Raw genomic sequence first — 18850 nt, 5'->3', positions numbered from 1 at the left:
TGTATACGACAGTGATCGACCGGTAGACGGAAAAATTAAGTGAAAAATAACAAAAAAGACCGGATGGTCAGTCCGGTCGTAGAGGGGGGGCTGCGGACGCGGAACCGGTCCGCTGCGGGGGTCCAGCCGTCACGCTCCTTCGGCGATCAACTGGCGCAGCACATAGTGGAGGATGCCGCCGGCCTTGAAGTACTCCACCTCGTTGAGGGTGTCGATGCGGCACAGCACCTCGAAGCCTTCGCGGCTGCCGTCCTCGCGGTGCACTTCCACGGAGAGGCGCATCTTCGGATGCAGCTCGACGCCATCCAGGCCGCAGATGTCCAGGGTCTCGCGCCCGGTGAGGCCGAGGGACTTGCGGTCCTGGCCGTCGAGGAACTGCAGCGGCAGCACGCCCATGCCCACCAGGTTGGAGCGGTGGATGCGCTCGAAGCTTTCGGCGATCACCGCTTTCACGCCGAGCAGGTTGGTGCCCTTGGCCGCCCAGTCGCGTGACGAGCCGGTGCCGTATTCCTTGCCGGCGACGATCACCAGCGGCGTGCCGGATTCCTGGTAGCGCATCGCCGCGTCGTAGATCGCCAGTTTCTCGCCGCTGGGGATGTGCAGGGTGTTGCCGCCTTCCTCGCCGCCGAGCATCTCGTTCTTGATGCGGATGTTGGCGAAGGTGCCGCGCATCATCACCTCGTGGTTGCCGCGCCGCGAGCCGTAGGAGTTGAAATCCCTGGGCTCCACGCCATGCGCGCGCAGGTAGCGACCGGCCGGGCTATCGGCCTTGATGTTGCCGGCCGGGGAGATGTGGTCGGTGGTCACCGAGTCGCCGAGCACCGCGAGGATGCGTGCCTGGTGGATGTCGCCGATGTGCGGCGGATCGCCGGCGATGTCCTCGAAGAACGGCGGGTGCTGGATGTAGGTGGAGTCTTCCTGCCAGACGTAGGTGTCGGTCTGCGGCACCTGGATCGCCCGCCACTGTTCGTCACCGGCGAACACCTCGGCGTATTCCTTGCGGAACATCGCGGTGTCGACCTTGCCGATCGCCTCGGCGATTTCGTGCTGGCTCGGCCAGATGTCGCGCAGGTACACCGGCTGGCCATCCTTGCCGGTGCCCAGCGGCTCGCTGCTGATGTCGATGCGCACGCTGCCGGCCAGGGCGTAGGCGACCACCAGCGGCGGCGAGGCCAGCCAGTTGGTCTTCACCAGCGGATGCACGCGGCCTTCGAAGTTTCGGTTGCCGGAGAGTACCGAGGCGACCGTGAGGTCGGCCTGCTGGATGGCCTTCTCGATGGGCTCGAGCAGCGGTCCGGAGTTGCCGATGCAGGTGGTGCAGCCGTAGCCCACCAGGTCGAAACCGAGTTCGTCGAGGTAGGGCGTCAGCCCGGCGGCCTTGAAGTATTCGGTGACCACCTTGGAGCCGGGCGCCAGCGAGCTCTTCACCCAGGGTTTGCGTTGCAGGCCCTTGTCTATGGCCTTCTTGGCCAGCAGCCCGGCGGCCATCATCACGCTGGGGTTGGAGGTGTTGGTGCAGGAGGTGATGGCGGCGATCACCACCGCGCCGTCCTCCAGGTCGTAGCTGTGGCCGTCGTGCTCGACGTGCGGGCTGGCGGCCGGCGCCTTGTCCGCCGGCTTGAGTTGCAGGCCGATCACTTCGTCGAAGGCCTTGGGCACCTGGGGCAGCACGACGCGGTCCTGCGGGCGCTTGGGGCCGGCCAGGCTGGCCTCGACGCTGCCCATGTCCAGCTCCAGGGTGTCGCTGAACAGCGGCTCGTGGCCCGCCTCGCGCCACAGGCCCTGGACCTTGCTGTAGGCCTCCACCAGCTTGACCGCCTGTTCGGGGCGGCCGGACAGGCGCAGGTAGCCGAGGGTGATCTCGTCGACCGGGAAGAAGCCGCAGGTGGCGCCGTATTCCGGGGCCATGTTGGCGATGGTCGCGCGGTCGGCCAGCGGCAGGTCGGCCAGGCCGTCGCCGTAGAACTCGACGAACTTCCCGACCACGCCTTTCTTGCGCAGCATCTGGGTGACGGTCAGCACCAGGTCGGTGGCGGTGATGCCCTCGCGCAGCTTGCCGGTGAGCTTGAAGCCGATCACCTCGGGGATCAGCATCGACACCGGCTGGCCGAGCATCGCCGCTTCCGCCTCGATGCCGCCGACGCCCCAGCCGAGCACGCCGAGGCCGTTGATCATGGTGGTGTGCGAGTCGGTGCCGACCAGGGTGTCGGGGAAGGCGAAGACCTGACCGTCCTCCTCCCGCGTCCACACGGTGCGGCCCAGGTATTCCAGGTTGACCTGGTGGCAGATGCCGGTGCCCGGCGGCACCACGCTGAAGTTGGCGAAGGCGTGCTGGCCCCAGCGCAGGAAGCTGTAGCGCTCGCCGTTGCGCTGCATCTCGATCTCCACGTTCTCGGCGAAGGCCTGGGGCGAGGCGAACTTGTCGACCATCACCGAGTGGTCGATGACCAGGTCGACGGGCGACAGCGGGTTGATCTTCTGCGGATCGCCGCCGGCCTTGGCCATGGCCGCGCGCATCGCCGCCAGGTCGACCACCGCCGGCACGCCGGTGAAATCCTGCATCAGTACGCGGGCGGGGCGGTACTGGATCTCGTGGTCGGAGCTGCGGGTCTTCTGCCAGTCGACCAGCGCCTTGATGTCGTAGGCGCTGACGGTGGCGTTGTCTTCCCAGCGCAGCAGGTTTTCCAGCAGCACCTTCAGCGACATGGGCAGGCGACGGATGTCGCCGAGGGTCCGGGCGGCCTCCGCCAGGTCGTAATAATGGTAGGTCTGTCCGTCGACCTCGAGGGTACGGCGGCTGTTCAGGCTATCCAGGGATGGCATTTCTAGCTCTCCTCACGGCCCGCACGGCACGGGCCAGGTTACGGCTCGGGAATCTTCAAACTAGACCGATTTGACACGTTCTGCCTGTCCGGCCGGTCAGCTATGGCGTGATTCCGCTATCATGCGCGGCTCCAGGAGACATCCCCATGAACTCTTTGCTATTGCATTGCCGCCCCGGCTTCGAGGGCGAGGTGTGCGCGGAAATCAGCGAGCACGCCGCCAACCTGAACGTCGCCGGCTACGCCAAGGCCAAGCCGGGCAGCGCCTATGCGGAATTCATCTGCAGCGAGGCGGATGGCGCCGAGCGGCTGATGAGCGGGCAGCGCTTCGACCGCCTGATCTTCCCGCGCCAGTGGGCGCGCGGCCGCTTCATCGAACTGCCGGAGAGCGATCGCATCAGCGTGCTGCTCGACGCCCTGGCGGACTACCCGGTGTGCGGCAGCTTGTGGCTGGAAGTGTTCGACAGCAACGAGGGCAAGGAGCTTTCCAACTTCTGCAAGAAGTTCGAGGCACCGCTGCGCAAGGCCCTGGCCAAGGCCGGCAGGCTGGAGGAGGACGTCCGCAAGCCGCGCCTGCTGCTGACCTTCAGGAGCGGCCGCGAGGTGTTCCTCGGCCTGGCCGAGTCGGACAACTCGGCGATGTGGCCGATGGGCATCCCGCGCCTGAAGTTCCCCCGCGAGGCGCCGAGCCGTTCGACCCTCAAGCTGGAGGAAGCCTGGCACCACTTCATTCCCCGCGCCGAGTGGGACGCGCGCCTGGCCCCGGCGATGACCGCCGTGGACCTGGGTGCCGCGCCCGGCGGCTGGACCTGGCAACTGGTCAACCGGCACCTCAAGGTGATCGCCGTGGACAACGGCCCGATGGCCGAGAGCCTGATGGACTCCGGGCTGGTCGAGCACCAGCGTGCCGATGGCTTCGTGTTCAGACCGCGCCGGCCGGTGGACTGGATGGTCTGCGACATCGTCGAGAAACCGGCGCGCACCGCCGCATTGATCGAGACCTGGCTGGGCGAGGGGCTGTGCCGCGAGGCGGTGGTCAACCTCAAGCTGCCGATGAAGCAACGCTACGCCGAGGTGCGCCGCCTGCTCGAACGCATCGAGGACGGCCTGCGCGAGCGTGGCGTCAAGGTGGCCATCGGCTGCAAGCAGCTCTATCACGACCGTGAGGAAGTGACCTGTCATTTGCGCAGGTTGTAGGGGCTGGAGTTCTTTTTAATTGGTTCCCCGCGTTCGCGGGGACGACGGGGGATAGCGAGCGCGTACCCCAAACCTCGTCATTCCCGCGAACGCGGGAATCCAATCAGCATCCTCCTCTCTCTCGCCCCAGCACGCTCCGCTCCCGACATCTCCCCGCATGATTGGCGCAATAGCCATTTAGGGGCGGTATCGCCGGCCCTCCGCGATCCCCTAAGATCGCAGGAAGTTTTCGTGTCGAGGTCGAGATGAACTTTTCCGAATTGATGCAGGCGGTGCGCGGCAATCCGCACAGCGTGGTGGTGCCGAGCCATTGGGGGCAGGGGCGCGCTGGTTTTGGTGGGTTGGCGGCGGCGCTGGTCTACGAGGCGATGCGGGCCAGGGTGCCGGCCGATCGTCCGGTGCGTTCGTTGGCGATTACCTTCGTCGGTCCGCTGGAGGTGGAGGCGCCGGTGAGCTTCGAGGTCGAGGTGCTGCGCGAGGGCAAGGCGGTCAGCCAGGTGTCTGGCCGCGCGGTGCAGGATGGCCAGGTGGTGACCCTGGTGCAGGGCAGCTTCGGCAGTGCGCGCGAGTCGGCGATCGAGGTCGAGCCCGAGCCGGCACCGGAGATGAAGCCCGCCGAAGACGCCATGGAACTGCCCTACGTGAAGGGCGTGACGCCGGAGTTCACCCAGCACCTGGCGATGCGCTGGGCGGTCGGCGGCATGCCGTTCACCAACACGCCGAAGCGGAGGATGGGCGGTTGGGTGGGCTTCCGTACCGAACCCGAAGCCCGTCCGGTGGACGAGGCCGACCTGCTGGCGCTGGTCGATGCCTGGCCGCCGGCGACCCTGCCGTACCTGCGCGCTCCGGCGCGGGGCAGTTCGCTGACCTGGACCATCGAGTTCGTCCAGCCGGCGCCGAAAGCGACCACCGGGGACTGGTTCAAGTACCTGGCGGAAATCGACCATTCCCGCGACGGTTATGGCCACACCGCCGCCAAGCTGTGGAGCCCGGACGGCGAGTTGATGGCGATCAGCCGGCAGACCGTGACGGTGTTCGGCTGAAGAGAGGGATCGCGGCACGCAATGCGTGCCGCGATGTGTTTCAGCGTTGTACGGTGCTGCTGCCGGCCTTCGGCTGGCGGTACAGGTCGACCAGCACCTGGTCGAGGATGGAGGAGGCGCCCCACGGTCTCTGGTCGTTGAGGATGGCCACCACCGCCCAGGTATTGCCGTTGACGTCGCGGCTGTAGCCGGCGATGGCGCGCACGGTGTTCAGCGTGCCGGTCTTGATGTGCGCCTGCCCGACCAGGGGCGTGCGCGCCAGTCGCTTGCGCATGGTGCCGTCCATCGCCACCAGCGGCAGCGAGCTGATGAACTCCGCCGCATAGGGGCTGTGCCAGGCGCTCTGCAGCAGGGCGAGCATTTCCCGCGCGCTGATCCGCTCGGCGCGGGACAGCCCGGAACCATTCTCCATCACCAGGTGCGAGGCAGTGATGCCCTTGCGTGCCAGCCATTGGCGGATCACCCGTTGCGCGGCCTTGGCATCGTCGGGGTCCGCGTCGGTGCGGAAGTGGGCGCCGAGGCTGAGGAACAACTGCCGGGACATGGTGTTGTTACTGTACTTGTTGATGTCGCGGATGATCTCCACCAGGTCCGGTGAGAAGGTCCGGGCCAGCAGGCGGGCGCTCTTCGGCACCTCGGCGACACGATCCCGGCCGGCTATGCTGCCGCCCAGTTCCTGCCAGATCGCCCGCACCGCGCCGGCGGCGTAGGCGGGGTGGTCGAGCAGCGAAATGTAGGTCTGCGCGCTGCAACCTTCGGCCAGCTTGCCGGTGACCACCAGGGTGGCGCCGCCGTCGGGGCGGGGCACCGGGTTGAAGCGCACGTCCGGCCAGCCGGGGCACTTGGCGGCGGGCAGCGCCTTGACCTGGTTGTCGATGGCCACGTTGGTCAGCGGTGGGTCCATGGTCACGCTGACCCGGCCGTCCGCGGTGCGGGTGACCAGGCGCACGGCCTTGAGGTTGACCAGCAGCGAGTCCGGCGTGACCAGGAAAGGCCGGTGCGGGTCGCCGCCGTCATCGTTGAACACCGGCAGTTGCGGTTGGACGAAATGGCTGCGGTCGAGCACCAGGTCGCCGGTGATCCTCTGCACGCCGTTGGCGCGCAGGTCGCGCATCATCAGCCAGAGCTTTTCCAGGTTCAGCTTCGGGTCGCCGCCGCCCTTGAGGTAGAGGTTGCCGTTCAGCACGCCGTCCTTCAGCGGGCCGTCGGTGTAGAACTCGGTCTTCCACTGGTAGGCGGGGCCGAGCAGCTCCAGGGCGGCATAGGTAGTGATCAGCTTCATGGTCGATGCGGGGTTCACCGACACATCGACGTTGTACAGGGTCGGGGTGCCGGGGCCGGTGAGCGGCAGGGTCGCCACCGACAGCGACTGGCTGTTGATCTTGTTCTTCTGCAGGGCCTTCTGGACGTTGGCCGGCAAGGTGGCGTTGACGGTGACGGCAGCGGCGGGCAGGGCGATGGGCAGCAGCAGGCCAACGAGGGCGAAGTGTCGAAGCGTCTTGATCATGGAGTAATAACCCTTCGCTCGGGGTGAACAGGCAGGTGACGGGTGAAAATGCCACGGGAGAAATGTGATGGCGATCGCATTATGCCCGAAGCTCCCTGGCATTTCCCTGCTCGGGTGCGGCGGATTTTCATGGCCGTTCGGACTCCGATGTGGCCAGCCGCGAGCGCCCCAGGTACTGGCGCATCCCGTATAGGGTCAGGGCGACCAGCATCGCCAGGGCGACGCCGAGCAGGGTGTTGAACAGGCGCACCTGGGCCAGGTGCCAGTCCTGCGCCAGGCTTTCCGAGAGCAGCACGAAGCACAGGGTGTTCTGCATCACGAACAGGCCGTAGTGGTGGGCCTGGAACGTCCGGCTGAAGAAGATCAGCGGCAGCATGATCGCCACCATCAGCGGTGGGCTCTGCAGGCTGTGGCCGAAGAGGATCAGCAGCACCGCGGCGAACAGGCTGGCCATGCTCGCCTGCAGGGCGCGCACCAGGCTGCCCTGGAACTCGATCTGCAGGGTGCAGATCACCGCCAGGGTCAGCCAGTAGCCGCGCGGCAGCTCGCCGAGCTGCACCGCCAGACCGGCGAGGGCCAGGGCCAGGCTGCAGCCCACCGCGTGCAGCAGCCATTGCCGGCGCGGCAGACGCCGGGCATGGCGGCGCAGCACCCTGAGCAGCCCGAGCAGGCGCGGCATGCGTGGCCACATGCGCAGCCCGTGGACGCCGCGCAGGCCGAAGGCCAGCAGCATCACCCACAGGCCGCCGAGGATGAACAGCATGCCCACCGCATTGGGGTTGTGCAGGTTGCCGATGCCGAACTGTCCCTGGCCGAGGGCCAGGCACACCGCCAGGCCGACCCCGAGCTTGCCAGCCTCGCTGCCGAAACGTTGCAGCCAGGCCAGCAGCAGGCCGAAACCGGCGAACAGGCCGAGACTGAGCAGCGGATGGCTACCGCTCCAGTAGCCCAGCCCGGCGCTCAGCGCGCCGAGTCCGGTGAGCAGCAGCATGCGCAGCATGCCGAAACGGTGCAGGGGGTTGGCCTGGGCGGCCTGGAAGGCGCCGGTGGCGGCCCACAGGAAGCCGCTGTGCTCGGTGAACAGGCCGAGCAGCAACGGCAGCGCGCAGCCGAACATGGCCACCACGCCAGGCCCCCAGGCGGGCGGGCCGGCGTGCCAACTGAGTGCCTGGCGCAGGGTGCGGCGCATGTCAGGGCCTGCTGGCGTTTCGTCGCGAACCGCGTTGCTGCGCAACCCGGAGGAACGGACCTGATTTGACGCAGGGCATCGTTGCTCGTCGTTCATTTGGAATAATCAAAGTGCATTCCTCGCACCTAGGGTGTGTCGTCACTTGTGAATAGTCCTGGTTCCAGTTGGGGCCATTCCTTGCCGCTATACTTCGGCCCCTCACCCCCGTCCCCTCTCCCGGTGGGAGAGGGGAGTATCCGTGCGCGTCATCGGGCTCCGTGCTCTCCCGCCACGCTGTTCCGCCCTCTCTCAGCGGGGCCGGGGGTGAGGGGCGGCATCGATGGCAGCCCCCCAGCCTCGTACAAAAACAGCCTCCGTCACAGCCATGACGGCCCTCTAGGTCGGACTCGAACGGCCGGTCATCTCCCGCGCCATCTCGGTGGCGTAGCTGTCGGTCATCCCGGCGATGAAGTCGATCATGCGCAGGAACGACAGGTACAGCGGCCACTCCGGCGCCGGCGCATAGTGCGCCAGCAGGTCGAGGATGCGCCGGTTCTTGAACGACAGCCCGCGCCCGCTGTGTTGTTCCAGCGCCGCGCCGCAGAAGGCGTTGAGGAGGATTTCCAGGGTGGTGTAGGCGCCGATCTCGTGCAGGGTCTTGCGCTTGTCCTGGAAGATCTTCTCCCGCGCCATGGCCTTGGCGCGCAGTACGCAGCGCTTGGCCGGGCCGTGCATGTGCTCGACCAGGTCGCCTTGCAGCGCGCCGGCCAGCAGCGCCGCCTGTTGGTCGACGAAGGCGCGGGCGGCGGCGTTGGTCAGGTGCTCGATGGCCTTGCCGCGCAGGATCGCCAGCTTGCGCCGCCGCGAGTCGCCGGGGCCGAGCTGGCGGTAGGTCTCCGGCAGGTCGTCGCCGACCAGGTCGAACAGCAGCGACTCGACCTCCGCGTAGTCCAGCAGCTCCATCTCCACGCCGTCTTCCAGGTCGATCAGCGCGTAGCAGATGTCGTCCGCCGCCTCCATCAGGTAGACCAGCGGATGGCGCGCCCAGCGCTGCTCGTCGAGCTGCGGCAGGCCGAGCTTGGTGGCGATCTGTTCGAGCAGCGGCAGCTCGCTCCGGTAGGCGCCGAACTTGTGCTTCTTGTAGCCCAGCGCCTCGGCGTGAAGGGCGCTCCAGGGGTATTTCAGGTAGGCGCCGAGGGTCGCGTAGGTCAGCCGCATGCCGCCGTCGAACTGGTGGTATTCGAGCTGGGTGAGGACGCGGAAGCCCTGGGCGTTGCCTTCGAAGTTGAGGAAGTCGGCGCGTTCGGCGTCGCTCATGGCATCCAGCCAGCCGCGTCCGGCGGCCTGCTGGAACCAGTGGCGGATGGCGTCCTCGCCGGAGTGGCCGAACGGCGGGTTGCCGATGTCGTGGGCCAGGCAGGCGGACTGCACGACCATGCCCAGGTCGCCCGGGCTGCACCAGTCCGGCAGGCTGTCGCGGATCATCTCGCCGACCCGCATGCCCAGCGAACGGCCGACGCAACTGACTTCCAGGGAATGGGTCAGGCGGGTGTGGATGTGGTCGTTGCTGGTCACCGGGTGGACCTGGGTCTTGCGCCCCAGGCGGCGGAAGGCCCCGGAGAAGATGATGCGGTCGTGGTCCTTGTGGAAGGGGCTGCGGCCCAGCTCGTCGGTGCTGTGCACCGGTTTGCCGAGGCGTTCGCGGGTAAGCAGGATATGCCAGTCCAAGGCTTGTCCTCGCCAGTCAGTGGCTGATGATCAGGTCGAATAAAAGGGTAGCGTGCCAGTCGTAGCTCGGCGCGTTTTTCAGAACCTAACCCCGCACCGCATGGCGGAGCTTGCCGAACAGGCCGACCAGGGCAAGCGCCAGCGCACCGGCCAGCACGCCGATGCCGGCGCCGAGCAGGGTGGGGGTGACCCATTCCAGGGCCGGGCCGACGCCGGCGAGCCCGCCCACCGCCCGCGCCGCGCCCTCGATGGTGTGGTGCAGGACGGGCAAGCCGTGGACGAGGATGCCGCCGCCGACCATGAACATGGCGATGGTGCCGATCACCGACAGGCTCTTCATCAGGTAGGGCGCCGCGCGCAGGATGCCGAGCCCGATGGAGCGCAACGGCTCCTGTTTCTGGCTGAGATAGAGGCCAGCGTCGTCGAGCTTGACGATGCCGGCGACCAGCCCGTACACGCCGGCGGTCATGAGCAGGGCGATCCCGGACAGCACCAGCACCTGCTGCATGAACGGCGCCTCGGCCACGGTGCCCAGGGTGATGGCGATGATTTCCGCCGAGAGGATGAAATCGGTGCGTATCGCGCCGCCGATCTTGGTCTTTTCCAGCGCCAGCAGGTCCACCTGCGGATCGTTGACGGCGGCGAGCAGTTCGTCGCGCTCGGCGGCGTCTTCGGCCGGGGCGTGCAGGAAGCGGTGGGCCAGTTTCTCGAAGCCCTCGTAGCAGAGGAAGGCGCCGCCGAGCATCAGCAACGGCGTGACCGCCCACGGGGCGAAGGCGCTGATGGCCAGCGCCGCCGGCACCAGGATCAGCTTGTTGCGCAGCGATCCCTTGGCCACCGCCCAGACCACCGGCAACTCGCGATCGGCCCTGACCCCGACCACCTGCTGGGCATTCAGCGCCAGGTCGTCGCCGAGCACGCCGGCGGTCTTCTTCGCCGCCACCTTGGTCATCAGCGAGATATCGTCGAGCACGCTGGCGATATCGTCGATCAACGCGAGAAGACTGGTTCCTGCCATGGGGCGTCATTCCTTGTGGTTGGGGCGCGGATTTTCACTGATGGCGCGTGTGAGGCGGGCCACCATCCGCCCAGTATTGGCGATTGGCCAGAAGTTGCCGTGATCGACAGGTTATCCGGCTCAAAAGAATTTCAAATACATATAGTTAAAACATCTAAATAGGTACTGATGTGCCAATGACTACTATTTGACATCATGGCACATCTCGACTTTAGTCTTAGATGAAGGTCGTTATCGTCTCATGGATCCGCCGGGTGGGAGAGGGCCCGCGAACCCATGCTCCAGAGTCTGCCGCTAGGGAGAACATCATGGACGTCGACTCGCTGAAACCTCACCAGGGCCTGTCGCGACTCCTGCCGGGTGCCACGCACCTGTTCCATGGTCCCCCCGCCTCCTGACCTGCCACGGCACCGAAGCTGCCCAGGCGGTGCATCCCTGTAGTTCCCGTTCCTGGTCGGCGCCACATTCGTGGCGTGTTCGGCCGTGGCCGCAATTCCCTGACGCAACTTGAGTTTTGCTTTCGAAACGGCGATGGCGCGTCGCTCCTGCCTTGCGTGCAGGCGATGGACCGGTGCCGGGGAGAGGGAGTCCATGAAATCTTCATTTTTGCCGAGCCGCAAAGGCAAGCGCCAAGCCGGCGGCCGGAAAACGGCTTCGGGCGACTGGGGCGAACCACCTGTTCAAGCCACGATGGACGACGCGCCGGATCGGTTGTCGCGGCGGTCCTTCCTCAAGGGCAGCGCGGCCCTGGCGGCAGCGCCCCTGGTACTCTCGCCGCGCCGGAGCGAAGCGGCGGTGCCGCCCAGCCCGGCCACCACGCCGTGGCTGGAGTTCCTGCCCAACGAACCACCCCTGCTTTATTCTTCGCCACTGGATCCGGCGCCGACCGGGCCGGCCAATACCGCCGCCGGCGAGGCTGGGCGTCCGGCGCACCAGCGCTGGGACGAGTTCGGGCCCGGGGCGGAGTACTACGAGCTGCACGCCGCCGAGCGTCCCGACTGGGTGTTCCACCCCAACTATCCGCCGCAGAAGGTGTGGACCTACCAGGCCGCCGAGCCGGACCTGAGCGTGCTCAGCCCGGTGGTCGCCACGCATTACGGCCATCCGATGATCTGCCGCATCTACAACGACCTGCCCGCCAATCACACGGGCTTCGGCTCGCCGGAGATATCCACCCACCTGCACAACCTGCATGTCGGCTCGGAGAGCGACGGTTTCCCCGGCGACTACTACAGCGCGACCAAGGCCGGCCCCACGCTGACCCAGCCGGGGAGCTTCAAGGACCATCTCTATCCCAACATCTACGCCGGCTACGATGAGATGCAGAACGGCATCGGCGACTATCGCGAGGCGCTGGGCACGCTGTTCTACCACGACCACACGGTGGACTTCACCGCGCCGAACATCGTGCGCGGGCTGGTCGGCTTTTACCTTCTCTACGACCACCTGGACTCGGGCAACGAGCGTGACCCGACGCCCGGTGCGCTGCGCCTGCCGAGCCATCCCTACGATTACCCGCTGGGCTTCGCGGACCGGCGCTTCACGCCGGCCGGCATCCTCTACTACGACCAGGTCAACCCCGAAGGCGTACTCGGTGACAAGGTGGTGGTCAACGGCAAGATCGAGCCGGTGCTGCGCGTGGCCAGGCGCAAGTACCGCCTGCGCCTGCTCAACGAGGGACCGAGCCGCTTCTACGAGTTCTACCTGGTGCGCTCGAACAACGTCATCCAGCCCTTCACCTACATCGCCAACGACGGCAACCTGCTGGACAAGCCGCTGCTCAACCAGACCAAGGTGCGCCTGGGCGTGGCCGAGCGCGGCGATATCGTCGTGGACTTCTCCAAGTATCCGATCGGCACCGAGCTGTTCCTGGTCAACCGCCTGACCCACCGTCCGGAAGACACCCGCCGGCCGTACCAGGTGAAGGCGCCCGGCGACCAGGTGTTGAAATTCGTCATCGACCGCGAGCCGCCGGAACAGGACCTGAGCCAGGTGCCGAGCACGCTGCGTCCGCTGCCGCCGCTGCCCAGCCCGGCCGAGCTGGCCGCATTGCCGGTCCGCAAGTTCCTCTTCGAACGGCGGCAGAACATGTGGGCGATCAATGGCCAGTTCGTCAACGTCAACGTCCCGCGCGCGGTGATCCCGCTGGGCAGCACGGAGATCTGGGAGCTGTACAGCATCGACGATGGCTGGGATCACCCGATCCACATCCACTTCGAGGAAGGCCGCATTCTCAGCAAGACCCTGGACGGCAAGAACGTTGCCGTGCCGGCGCATGAGAAGGGGCGCAAGGATGTCTACGTGATTGCCGGCAGGATGACCGTCCGGGTGCTGATGCGCTTCCGTGACTACAAGGGCAAGTACGTCATGCACTGCCACAACCTGATTCACGAGGACCACTCGATGATGCTGCGCTGGGACATCGTCTGATGCCGTGCCATGTCGAATGAGTGATCCGGGAGGTATTTGAGATGAACACGCGAAGAACGGTAGTGGCGGGATTGGGCGTGACGGCGCTCGGCTGGCTGGCCTGGCGCTCGGGTGCCGACTTGCAGCCCGCACGGCGGGAAATGGTGGGGGAGAACGGGACGAGATTCCCCAATGTGACGCTGTATACCCACGAAGGCCGGAAGGTGAAGTTCTACGACGACCTGGTCCGCGGCAAGGTGGTGGCCATCAACATGATGTACGCCCAGTGCACGCGGACCTGCCCGACCAGCACGGCCAACCTGCGCCAGGTACAGCAATTGCTGGGGCAGCGGGCGGGGCGCGATGTCTTCATGTACTCGCTGTCGCTGCAGCCGGAACTGGATACGCCCGAGCGCCTGCGCGAGTACGTCGAGCGCTATCGCATCGGTCCCGGCTGGCTGCTGCTGACCGGCGCGCGAGCGGATATCGACCTGCTGCGCAAGCACCTGGGGTTCTATGACGTCGACCCGGTCGTCGACCTCAACGACCTCACCCACACCGGCATGCTGCGGGTCGGCAACGATGCGCTGGATCGCTGGACGATGGCGCCGACGCTGACCGACGCCAGGCAGATCCTGGCGACCATCAACCATGTGGATACCGCCGTGGTGCACACGGCGTACAGGGAGGCGGAACCGGCATTCTTCGGCTAGGCCGTCATCGGGGAGGGTGGAAAACGCCGCTGGACGCGGCGTTTTTCATGTCTCAGCGTGGGCGTAGCCGCTCGACGTTGATCATGCCGTCTCCCGACAGCCGGCCGCGCACCTGCACGTAGTCGCCGACCTGGGGCGACTTGTCGAGGCGGGTCGCCGCGTTGACCCGCAGGGGCAGGCCGTCCAGTTGCCAACGTCCGTCCAGCCTTCCGTGCAGGCGCACCCTGGCGCCGACCGGGACGATAGCGGGCTGGCCTTGCGCATCGCGCGCACCCTGGTCGATCCAGGCGACGATCAGGGCGATTTCCTCCTCGTCGAGAAACGGCGGGCCGTCCAGCGGCATGCGTGGGAGCGCCTGCCCACGGATGCGCCGTACCACTTCGCTGGCCTCGGCCGAGCCCGGCACGATGCGCGCGCGTTCGCCGAATGCCAGCGCCTCGGCATAGGAGGTCAGCAGATAGCCCTCGGGAGGCGGTCCCATCAGCCCGGAGGGCGAATGGCACTTGGCGCAGCGCCGGCCGAGAATCGCTTCGATGTGGCTGTAGTTCACCGCTTCGCCGGGCTTGGGCGTCGACGGCGTGGCGGCGACTGCGGTTTCCGCCTTGCCAGGTGCGCCGGGAGCGAGCCCGCCGGCGATCCAGGTTTCGAACAAGGCGATTTCCCGATCATCGAGAAAGGGCGGGCCGGTCAGCGGCATGCGCGGCTGGCTGGTGCCCTTGAGGCGCTTGATCAACTCGCTGTCGGCGGGGTTGCCGGACTGCACCACGGGACCGCGCTGGCTGCCCGCGAGCAGGTGTTCGAGGCTGTCCAGGCGCAGCCCCAGCGGCGCCTGCTCTCCGCTGTGGCAGAGCAGGCAGCGGCTTTCCAGGATGGGCGCGATATCGTCCCGATAGGTCGGCTCGGCCGCAGGGAGCGTGGCGGGCGCGAGCAGCATCAGCGCAAGGGCAAGCAATGGATGGCGAGCCGGGCGGATGGGCATGATGCTTTCGACCTCGGGGACAGGTCACCGGTGCGTTAAGCCTAGTTGGAAATGGGGCGACTCTCGTGTGGTGGCAAGGGGGCTTCAAGTGCCGCCTCCGAATCGGTGCACGCGGCGCACCCTACGGGTTTTGATCAGCGAATGGTCAGGGCCATGGAGGTGGGGCATGACACGCTCCCCCAGCCCAGCCCTCTCCCGGAGGGAGAGGGAGTTCACGAGGCATGGTTCGGGCGACGTGACATGGCGCGGCTCCAATCAGTCCCCTCTCCCTTCGGGAGAGGGTTAGGGTGAGCGGAGTTTCCCGCTGGCTCCGGAACGTAGGGTGGGCTCCAGCCCACCAAATAAGAGCCCCCGCCTCACGCCCCCTGCAACCCAGCCGCCTCGATATCGACCAGCAGCAGACGGCTGCCGTTGTCGATGAACTGCCCGGCGGTCAGGCAGTACTGGTTGCTGGTGGCGTCGCGGTAGGTGCTGGACAGGATCAGCCGGCGCTCTTCCCAGCCCTCGGCGAGCAACTGGTAGAAGTAGGGGCGCCACGACCAGTTGTGGCCGACGTAGCGGCTGTCCTCGCGCCAGAAGCCGTCGCGCCAGTCGAGGTTGGAGCTGATCTGCGTGCCGTTGCGGTCGCACTGGTAGATGCGCAGCAGCCACGGGTAGGCGTTCGGTGCCGGCAACTCGTCGAGCCTGGCGCCACGTTCGGCCCAGGGCCGGAGATGCCCCATCAGTTCCGCCAGTTGCTGGCGCAGGCCCATCAGGCGGGCGCGTTCGGCGAGTTTCTGCCGCGCATAGCGGTCGCGCAGCGTGGCGAAGCGCTCGACGAAGGCATCGGCGGCGAAGAACCCCAGTTCGGCCTTGGCGAACAGGTAGCCCTGGACATAGCGCGCGCCGCACTCCAGGGCGAAGTTCAGTTCGTCCTCGGTCTCCACGCCTTCGGCGATGATCCAGCAGCCGGTCTTTTCCGCCATCTGCGCCAGCGCCTTGACCACTTCGCTACTCGGCCCGCCGCGCGCGGCGGCCTGGAACAGGCGCATGTCGAGCTTGAGGATGTCCGGCTGCAGGGCCAGCACGCGATCGAGTTGCGAGTAGCCGGCACCGAAGTCGTCGATGGCGATGCGTGCCCCGGCCTCTCGGTAGCGCGCCACCACGTCCGGCAGACGCAGGCTGCCGCCACCCAGCTCGGTGATCTCGAACACCACCCGCTCCGCCGGTATGCCGTGCTGTTGCAGTTGCTTCAGGCTTGGCAGCGGCTGGTTGGGGCGCAGGCGGCCGATCCAGCGTGGCGAGATGTTCAGGCTCAGGAACCAGTCGGCGGGCGCTCCGTGCAGGCGTTGCAGCGCGTCGTCGCGAATCTGTCGGTCGAGGCGGCGCAGCGCGGCGGCGGGCACCTTGGGATCGGCGAACAGGGGGCCGACCGAGACCAGTTGGCCGTCGGCCTGGTGGACCCGGCCGAGGGCCTCGATGCCGGCGATCAGGCCGGTGGCGGTGTCGATGAACGGCTGGAAGCAGGCAAGAGGCTGCCCATCAATCACGGTGGTTTCCTTAGTGGCGGGTCTGCTGGCTCGAGTCTTGAGAAAACACTCGACGGCTCAAGCGGTTAGCAAGAATGTGGCCAGTTGCCCGACAATTTCAGGAACCCGTGGGCGGCTTATTCGCCGGCGGCGCGGACTGACGCCGCAAGGCCACCGCCAGCACCGGATAGAGCAGGGTGCCGATGCGTACCAGGCGCAGCAGGCCGCGTCTTTTCCCGGCCAGGAAGCCCAGCGCGGCGAGGGCGGCGACGCCCCAGACTGGTGCGCGGCTGAGTCCCAGGCTACCCGGCAGGCCGCTGGAAAAGCTGCGGGCCCTGCGCAGGGGCTGCAGGAGTTGCTGCGATTCGTGGCGGATTTCCTGCCGGTGCATCTCCATGCGCAGGCGGATCAGGGCCTTGCGCAGTTCGCGGCGGCTGGCGTTGGGCGGTAGATCGGGCAGATTCATGGCAGCAGGCGCTCGCGGTCGCGCGCCAGTTCGTCGAGCGTGGCGCTGAAGGGGGAGGATTCGTCGTTCACCGCCGCATGCAGGCGCATGGCGCAGTAGATGGCGGCGATCGCATAGAACAGGCAGAGGCCGATCATCGCCGGCAGCCGATAGGGCGTGTCCCACAGGGCCACGATCAGCAGTGACGACAGGCCGACGATCAGCAGCAGGCCGAAGATCAGCGCGAAGCCGGCGAGCAGCAGCAGGCGCAGAGTACGCGCCTTCTGCTCCTGCAGTTCGATGCCGAACAGCTCGATATGGCTTTTCAGCAACCCCAGCGTGGCGGCGCCCAGGCGGCGTGGCGAAGGGCCGTGGCTCTCATCGCCACGGGGCTTGGCTTCCATTCCTTCGCTCATGGTCAACGACGCGAGCTGAGCAGGCCGAGGAGGAAGCCGACGCCGGCCGCGATACCCAGCGCATGCCAGGGGTGCTCGGAGACGTAGGTCTCGGTGGCGTCGATGGCGGCCTTGCCCTGGTCGAGCAGGGCCTGCTCGGCGCCCTGCAGGGCTTCGCGGGCGCGCTTCAGGCTGTCGTGCATCTGCTGGCGCAGCACTTCGGCCTCGGCCCCGGCCAGTTCGGCGGAGTCCTGCAGCAGCTTCTCGGTATCGGCGACCAGGGCCTTGAATTCGGCCACGAGTGCGTCCTGTTCGTTTGTCGCGGTCTTGCGAGCCATAGCGGGTCTTTCTCCATGCGATGGAAAGTTGAAGGTTATGAGTCTAGTGCTTTTGCGAAGGTTCCTCGCATTCCGGTCGGGACAAGCGCTGGTATGAGGCTTGCATCGGCGTGGTGCGAAGCAGGGGGCAAATGCCCCTTGATTGGGCGGTCGTGTCGACTGGAGCGCTGCCCGATTCGCGATGCAAATAACTGATAAACAAAGAAAAACACCATAGCTTTCTTTTTTCTGCCTCGTCTTCCGGTGCCAATCTGGAGCGGTCTTCTGCCTGCCTGGGCAGTGGCCGGCCTCCATGTGGTGCGTTCGTGGCAGGGAATGGGCCGATTTGGTGCTTTTTTCCTTCCATGCCGGAGTCCAGCACGATGGAAAACCTCAACAGCGCCGTGGAGACCTTGATCCACGGTTCCAATACCTTGTTCATCCTGATGGGGGCGGTGATGGTTCTGGCGATGCATGCCGGCTTCGCCTTCCTCGAGGTGGGCACGGTACGCCAGAAGAACCAGGTCAACGCCCTGTCGAAGATTCTCGCCGACTTCTCCATTTCCGCCCTGGCGTATTTCTTCATCGGCTACTGGGTGTCCTACGGGGTGACCTTCTTCGCGCCGGCCGAGACGCTGGCCGCCGACCACGGCTATGCGCTGGTGAAGTTCTTCTTCCTGCTGACCTTCGCCGCGGCGATTCCGGCGATCATTTCCGGCGGCATCGCCGAGCGCGCCAGGTTCGGTCCGCAACTGTGCGCCACGGCGCTGATCGTCGCCTTCGTCTACCCATTCTTCGAGGGCATGATCTGGAACGGCAACTTCGGCCTGCAGGACTGGCTGAGCGCCCGTTTCGGCGCCAGCTTCCACGACTTCGCCGGTTCGGTGGTGGTGCATGGCATGGGCGGCTGGCTGGCCTTCGGCGCGGTGGTGCTGCTCGGCCGCCGCGATGGCCGCTACCGCGACGGCCGGCTGGTGGCGTTCGCGCCGTCGAACATCCCGTTCCTGGCGCTGGGTTCGTGGATCCTGATCGTCGGCTGGTTCGGCTTCAACGTCATGAGCGCGCAGACGGTGGAGGGCATCACCGGCCTGGTGGCGGTCAACTCGCTGCTGGCGATGGTCGGCGGCACGGTGGCGGCCCTGTTCGTCGGCCGCAACGACCCGGGCTTCCTGCACAACGGCCCGCTCGCCGGGCTGGTGGCGATCTGCGCCGGCTCCGACCTGATGCATCCGCTGGGCGCGCTGGCCACCGGCCTAGTCGCCGGCGCGCTGTTCGTCTGGACCTTCACCGCCACCCAGGTGAAGTGGAAGGTGGACGACGTGCTCGGCGTCTGGCCGCTGCACGGCCTGTGCGGTGTGTGGGGCGGGATTGCCTGCGGCATCTTCGGCCAGCAGGCGCTGGGCGGCCTGGGCGGGGTCAGCCTGGCCAGCCAGGTGATCGGCACCGGCCTGGGCGTGCTGGTGGCGCTGGTCGGCGGCTTCCTGGTCTACGGCCTGGTCAAGCTGGTGGTGGGCATCCGCCTGAACCAGGAGCAGGAGTACTACGGCGCCGACCTGTCGATCCACAAGATCGGTGCGACGAGCCACGAGTGAGCTGGCCTG

The 18850-nt window shown here is 66.8% G+C and carries 15 protein-coding genes; 5 read left to right on the top strand and 10 right to left on the bottom strand.

Features of this window, described 5'->3' with window-relative positions:
- Nucleotides 1-129: 129 nt before the first annotated feature.
- A complete protein-coding gene (gene acnA, locus PSEWESI4_RS12310; RefSeq protein WP_187671491.1) occupies nt 130-2823 on the bottom strand; it encodes an aconitate hydratase AcnA in 2694 nt (897 codons plus the stop codon).
- A 146-nt stretch (nt 2824-2969) separates the two neighbouring features.
- Here acnA and rlmM point away from each other — a divergent pair, with 146 nt between their 5' ends.
- Both rlmM and PSEWESI4_RS12300 read left to right on the top strand, forming a co-directional pair.
- Entirely contained in the window at nt 2970-4019 is a 1050-nt protein-coding gene (gene rlmM / locus PSEWESI4_RS12305) for a 23S rRNA (cytidine(2498)-2'-O)-methyltransferase RlmM (RefSeq protein ID WP_187671490.1), read from the top strand.
- A 245-nt stretch (nt 4020-4264) separates the two neighbouring features.
- The gene (locus PSEWESI4_RS12300) at nt 4265-5062 is read left to right on the top strand and encodes an acyl-CoA thioesterase (RefSeq protein ID WP_187671489.1); all 798 of its coding nucleotides are present in this window, start codon (nt 4265-4267) and stop codon (nt 5060-5062) included.
- Between the two features lie 40 nt (nt 5063-5102).
- Here the strand turns inward: PSEWESI4_RS12300 and dacB are convergent, their stop codons facing one another.
- The 4 genes from dacB to PSEWESI4_RS12280 form a co-directional block, all read right to left on the bottom strand.
- Nucleotides 5103-6569: a D-alanyl-D-alanine carboxypeptidase/D-alanyl-D-alanine endopeptidase gene (dacB, locus tag PSEWESI4_RS12295; RefSeq protein WP_187671488.1), complete on the bottom strand. Its 1467-nt coding sequence runs from the start codon at nt 6567-6569 to the stop codon at nt 5103-5105.
- 127 nt (nt 6570-6696) lie between these two features.
- Nucleotides 6697-7758: an FUSC family protein gene (locus tag PSEWESI4_RS12290; protein WP_187671487.1), complete on the bottom strand. Its 1062-nt coding sequence runs from the start codon at nt 7756-7758 to the stop codon at nt 6697-6699.
- A gap of 375 nt (nt 7759-8133) precedes the next feature.
- Complete coding sequence (locus PSEWESI4_RS12285; protein ID WP_187671486.1) at nt 8134-9465, bottom strand: deoxyguanosinetriphosphate triphosphohydrolase; 1332 nt, start codon at nt 9463-9465, stop codon at nt 8134-8136.
- Between the two features lie 85 nt (nt 9466-9550).
- Nucleotides 9551-10483 (bottom strand): DUF808 domain-containing protein, encoded by a 933-nt coding sequence (locus PSEWESI4_RS12280; RefSeq protein ID WP_187671485.1) that lies wholly within the window; start codon nt 10481-10483, stop codon nt 9551-9553.
- A 591-nt stretch (nt 10484-11074) separates the two neighbouring features.
- Between PSEWESI4_RS12280 and PSEWESI4_RS12275 the strand changes: the two genes are divergently transcribed.
- Together PSEWESI4_RS12275 and PSEWESI4_RS12270 are read left to right on the top strand one after the other, a co-directional pair.
- Entirely contained in the window at nt 11075-12913 is a 1839-nt protein-coding gene (locus PSEWESI4_RS12275; RefSeq protein ID WP_408004304.1) for a multicopper oxidase family protein, read from the top strand.
- 41 nt (nt 12914-12954) lie between these two features.
- Nucleotides 12955-13605, top strand: coding sequence for an SCO family protein (locus PSEWESI4_RS12270; RefSeq protein WP_187671484.1), 651 nt, complete (start codon nt 12955-12957; stop codon nt 13603-13605).
- A gap of 52 nt (nt 13606-13657) precedes the next feature.
- On the opposite strand, the gene PSEWESI4_RS12265 is transcribed toward PSEWESI4_RS12270, so the two are convergent.
- The 5 genes from PSEWESI4_RS12265 to PSEWESI4_RS12245 all read right to left on the bottom strand — a co-directional run bounded on the left by PSEWESI4_RS12265 (nt 13658) and on the right by PSEWESI4_RS12245 (nt 17270).
- Entirely contained in the window at nt 13658-14584 is a 927-nt protein-coding gene (locus PSEWESI4_RS12265; RefSeq protein WP_235978925.1) for a c-type cytochrome domain-containing protein, read from the bottom strand.
- A 356-nt stretch (nt 14585-14940) separates the two neighbouring features.
- On the bottom strand, nt 14941-16113 hold the full coding sequence (locus tag PSEWESI4_RS12260; RefSeq protein WP_187671483.1) for an EAL domain-containing protein: 1173 nt from the start codon (nt 16111-16113) through the stop codon (nt 14941-14943).
- A gap of 97 nt (nt 16114-16210) precedes the next feature.
- Nucleotides 16211-16558, bottom strand: coding sequence for a hypothetical protein (locus PSEWESI4_RS12255; RefSeq protein ID WP_187671482.1), 348 nt, complete (start codon nt 16556-16558; stop codon nt 16211-16213).
- Nucleotides 16555-16953, bottom strand: coding sequence for a phage holin family protein (locus tag PSEWESI4_RS12250; protein ID WP_187671481.1), 399 nt, complete (start codon nt 16951-16953; stop codon nt 16555-16557). Before PSEWESI4_RS12250 ends, PSEWESI4_RS12255 begins: the two co-directional genes overlap by 4 nt.
- A 2-nt stretch (nt 16954-16955) precedes the next feature.
- Entirely contained in the window at nt 16956-17270 is a 315-nt protein-coding gene (locus PSEWESI4_RS12245) for a DUF883 family protein (RefSeq protein ID WP_187671480.1), read from the bottom strand.
- A gap of 362 nt (nt 17271-17632) precedes the next feature.
- Between PSEWESI4_RS12245 and PSEWESI4_RS12240 the strand changes: the two genes are divergently transcribed.
- Nucleotides 17633-18841 carry an ammonium transporter gene (locus PSEWESI4_RS12240; RefSeq protein ID WP_210768846.1) on the top strand — a complete coding sequence of 403 codons (1209 nt, stop codon included), beginning with the start codon at nt 17633-17635 and terminating at the stop codon, nt 18839-18841.
- The last annotated feature ends 9 nt before the right edge of the window (nt 18842-18850 follow it).

The sequence above is a fragment of the Zestomonas carbonaria genome, from assembly GCF_904061905.1.
Taxonomy (GTDB): domain Bacteria; phylum Pseudomonadota; class Gammaproteobacteria; order Pseudomonadales; family Pseudomonadaceae; genus Aquipseudomonas; species Aquipseudomonas carbonaria.
Note: the sequence above shows the minus strand (reverse complement) of the source record. Positions and strands in the feature narration are given on the sequence as shown.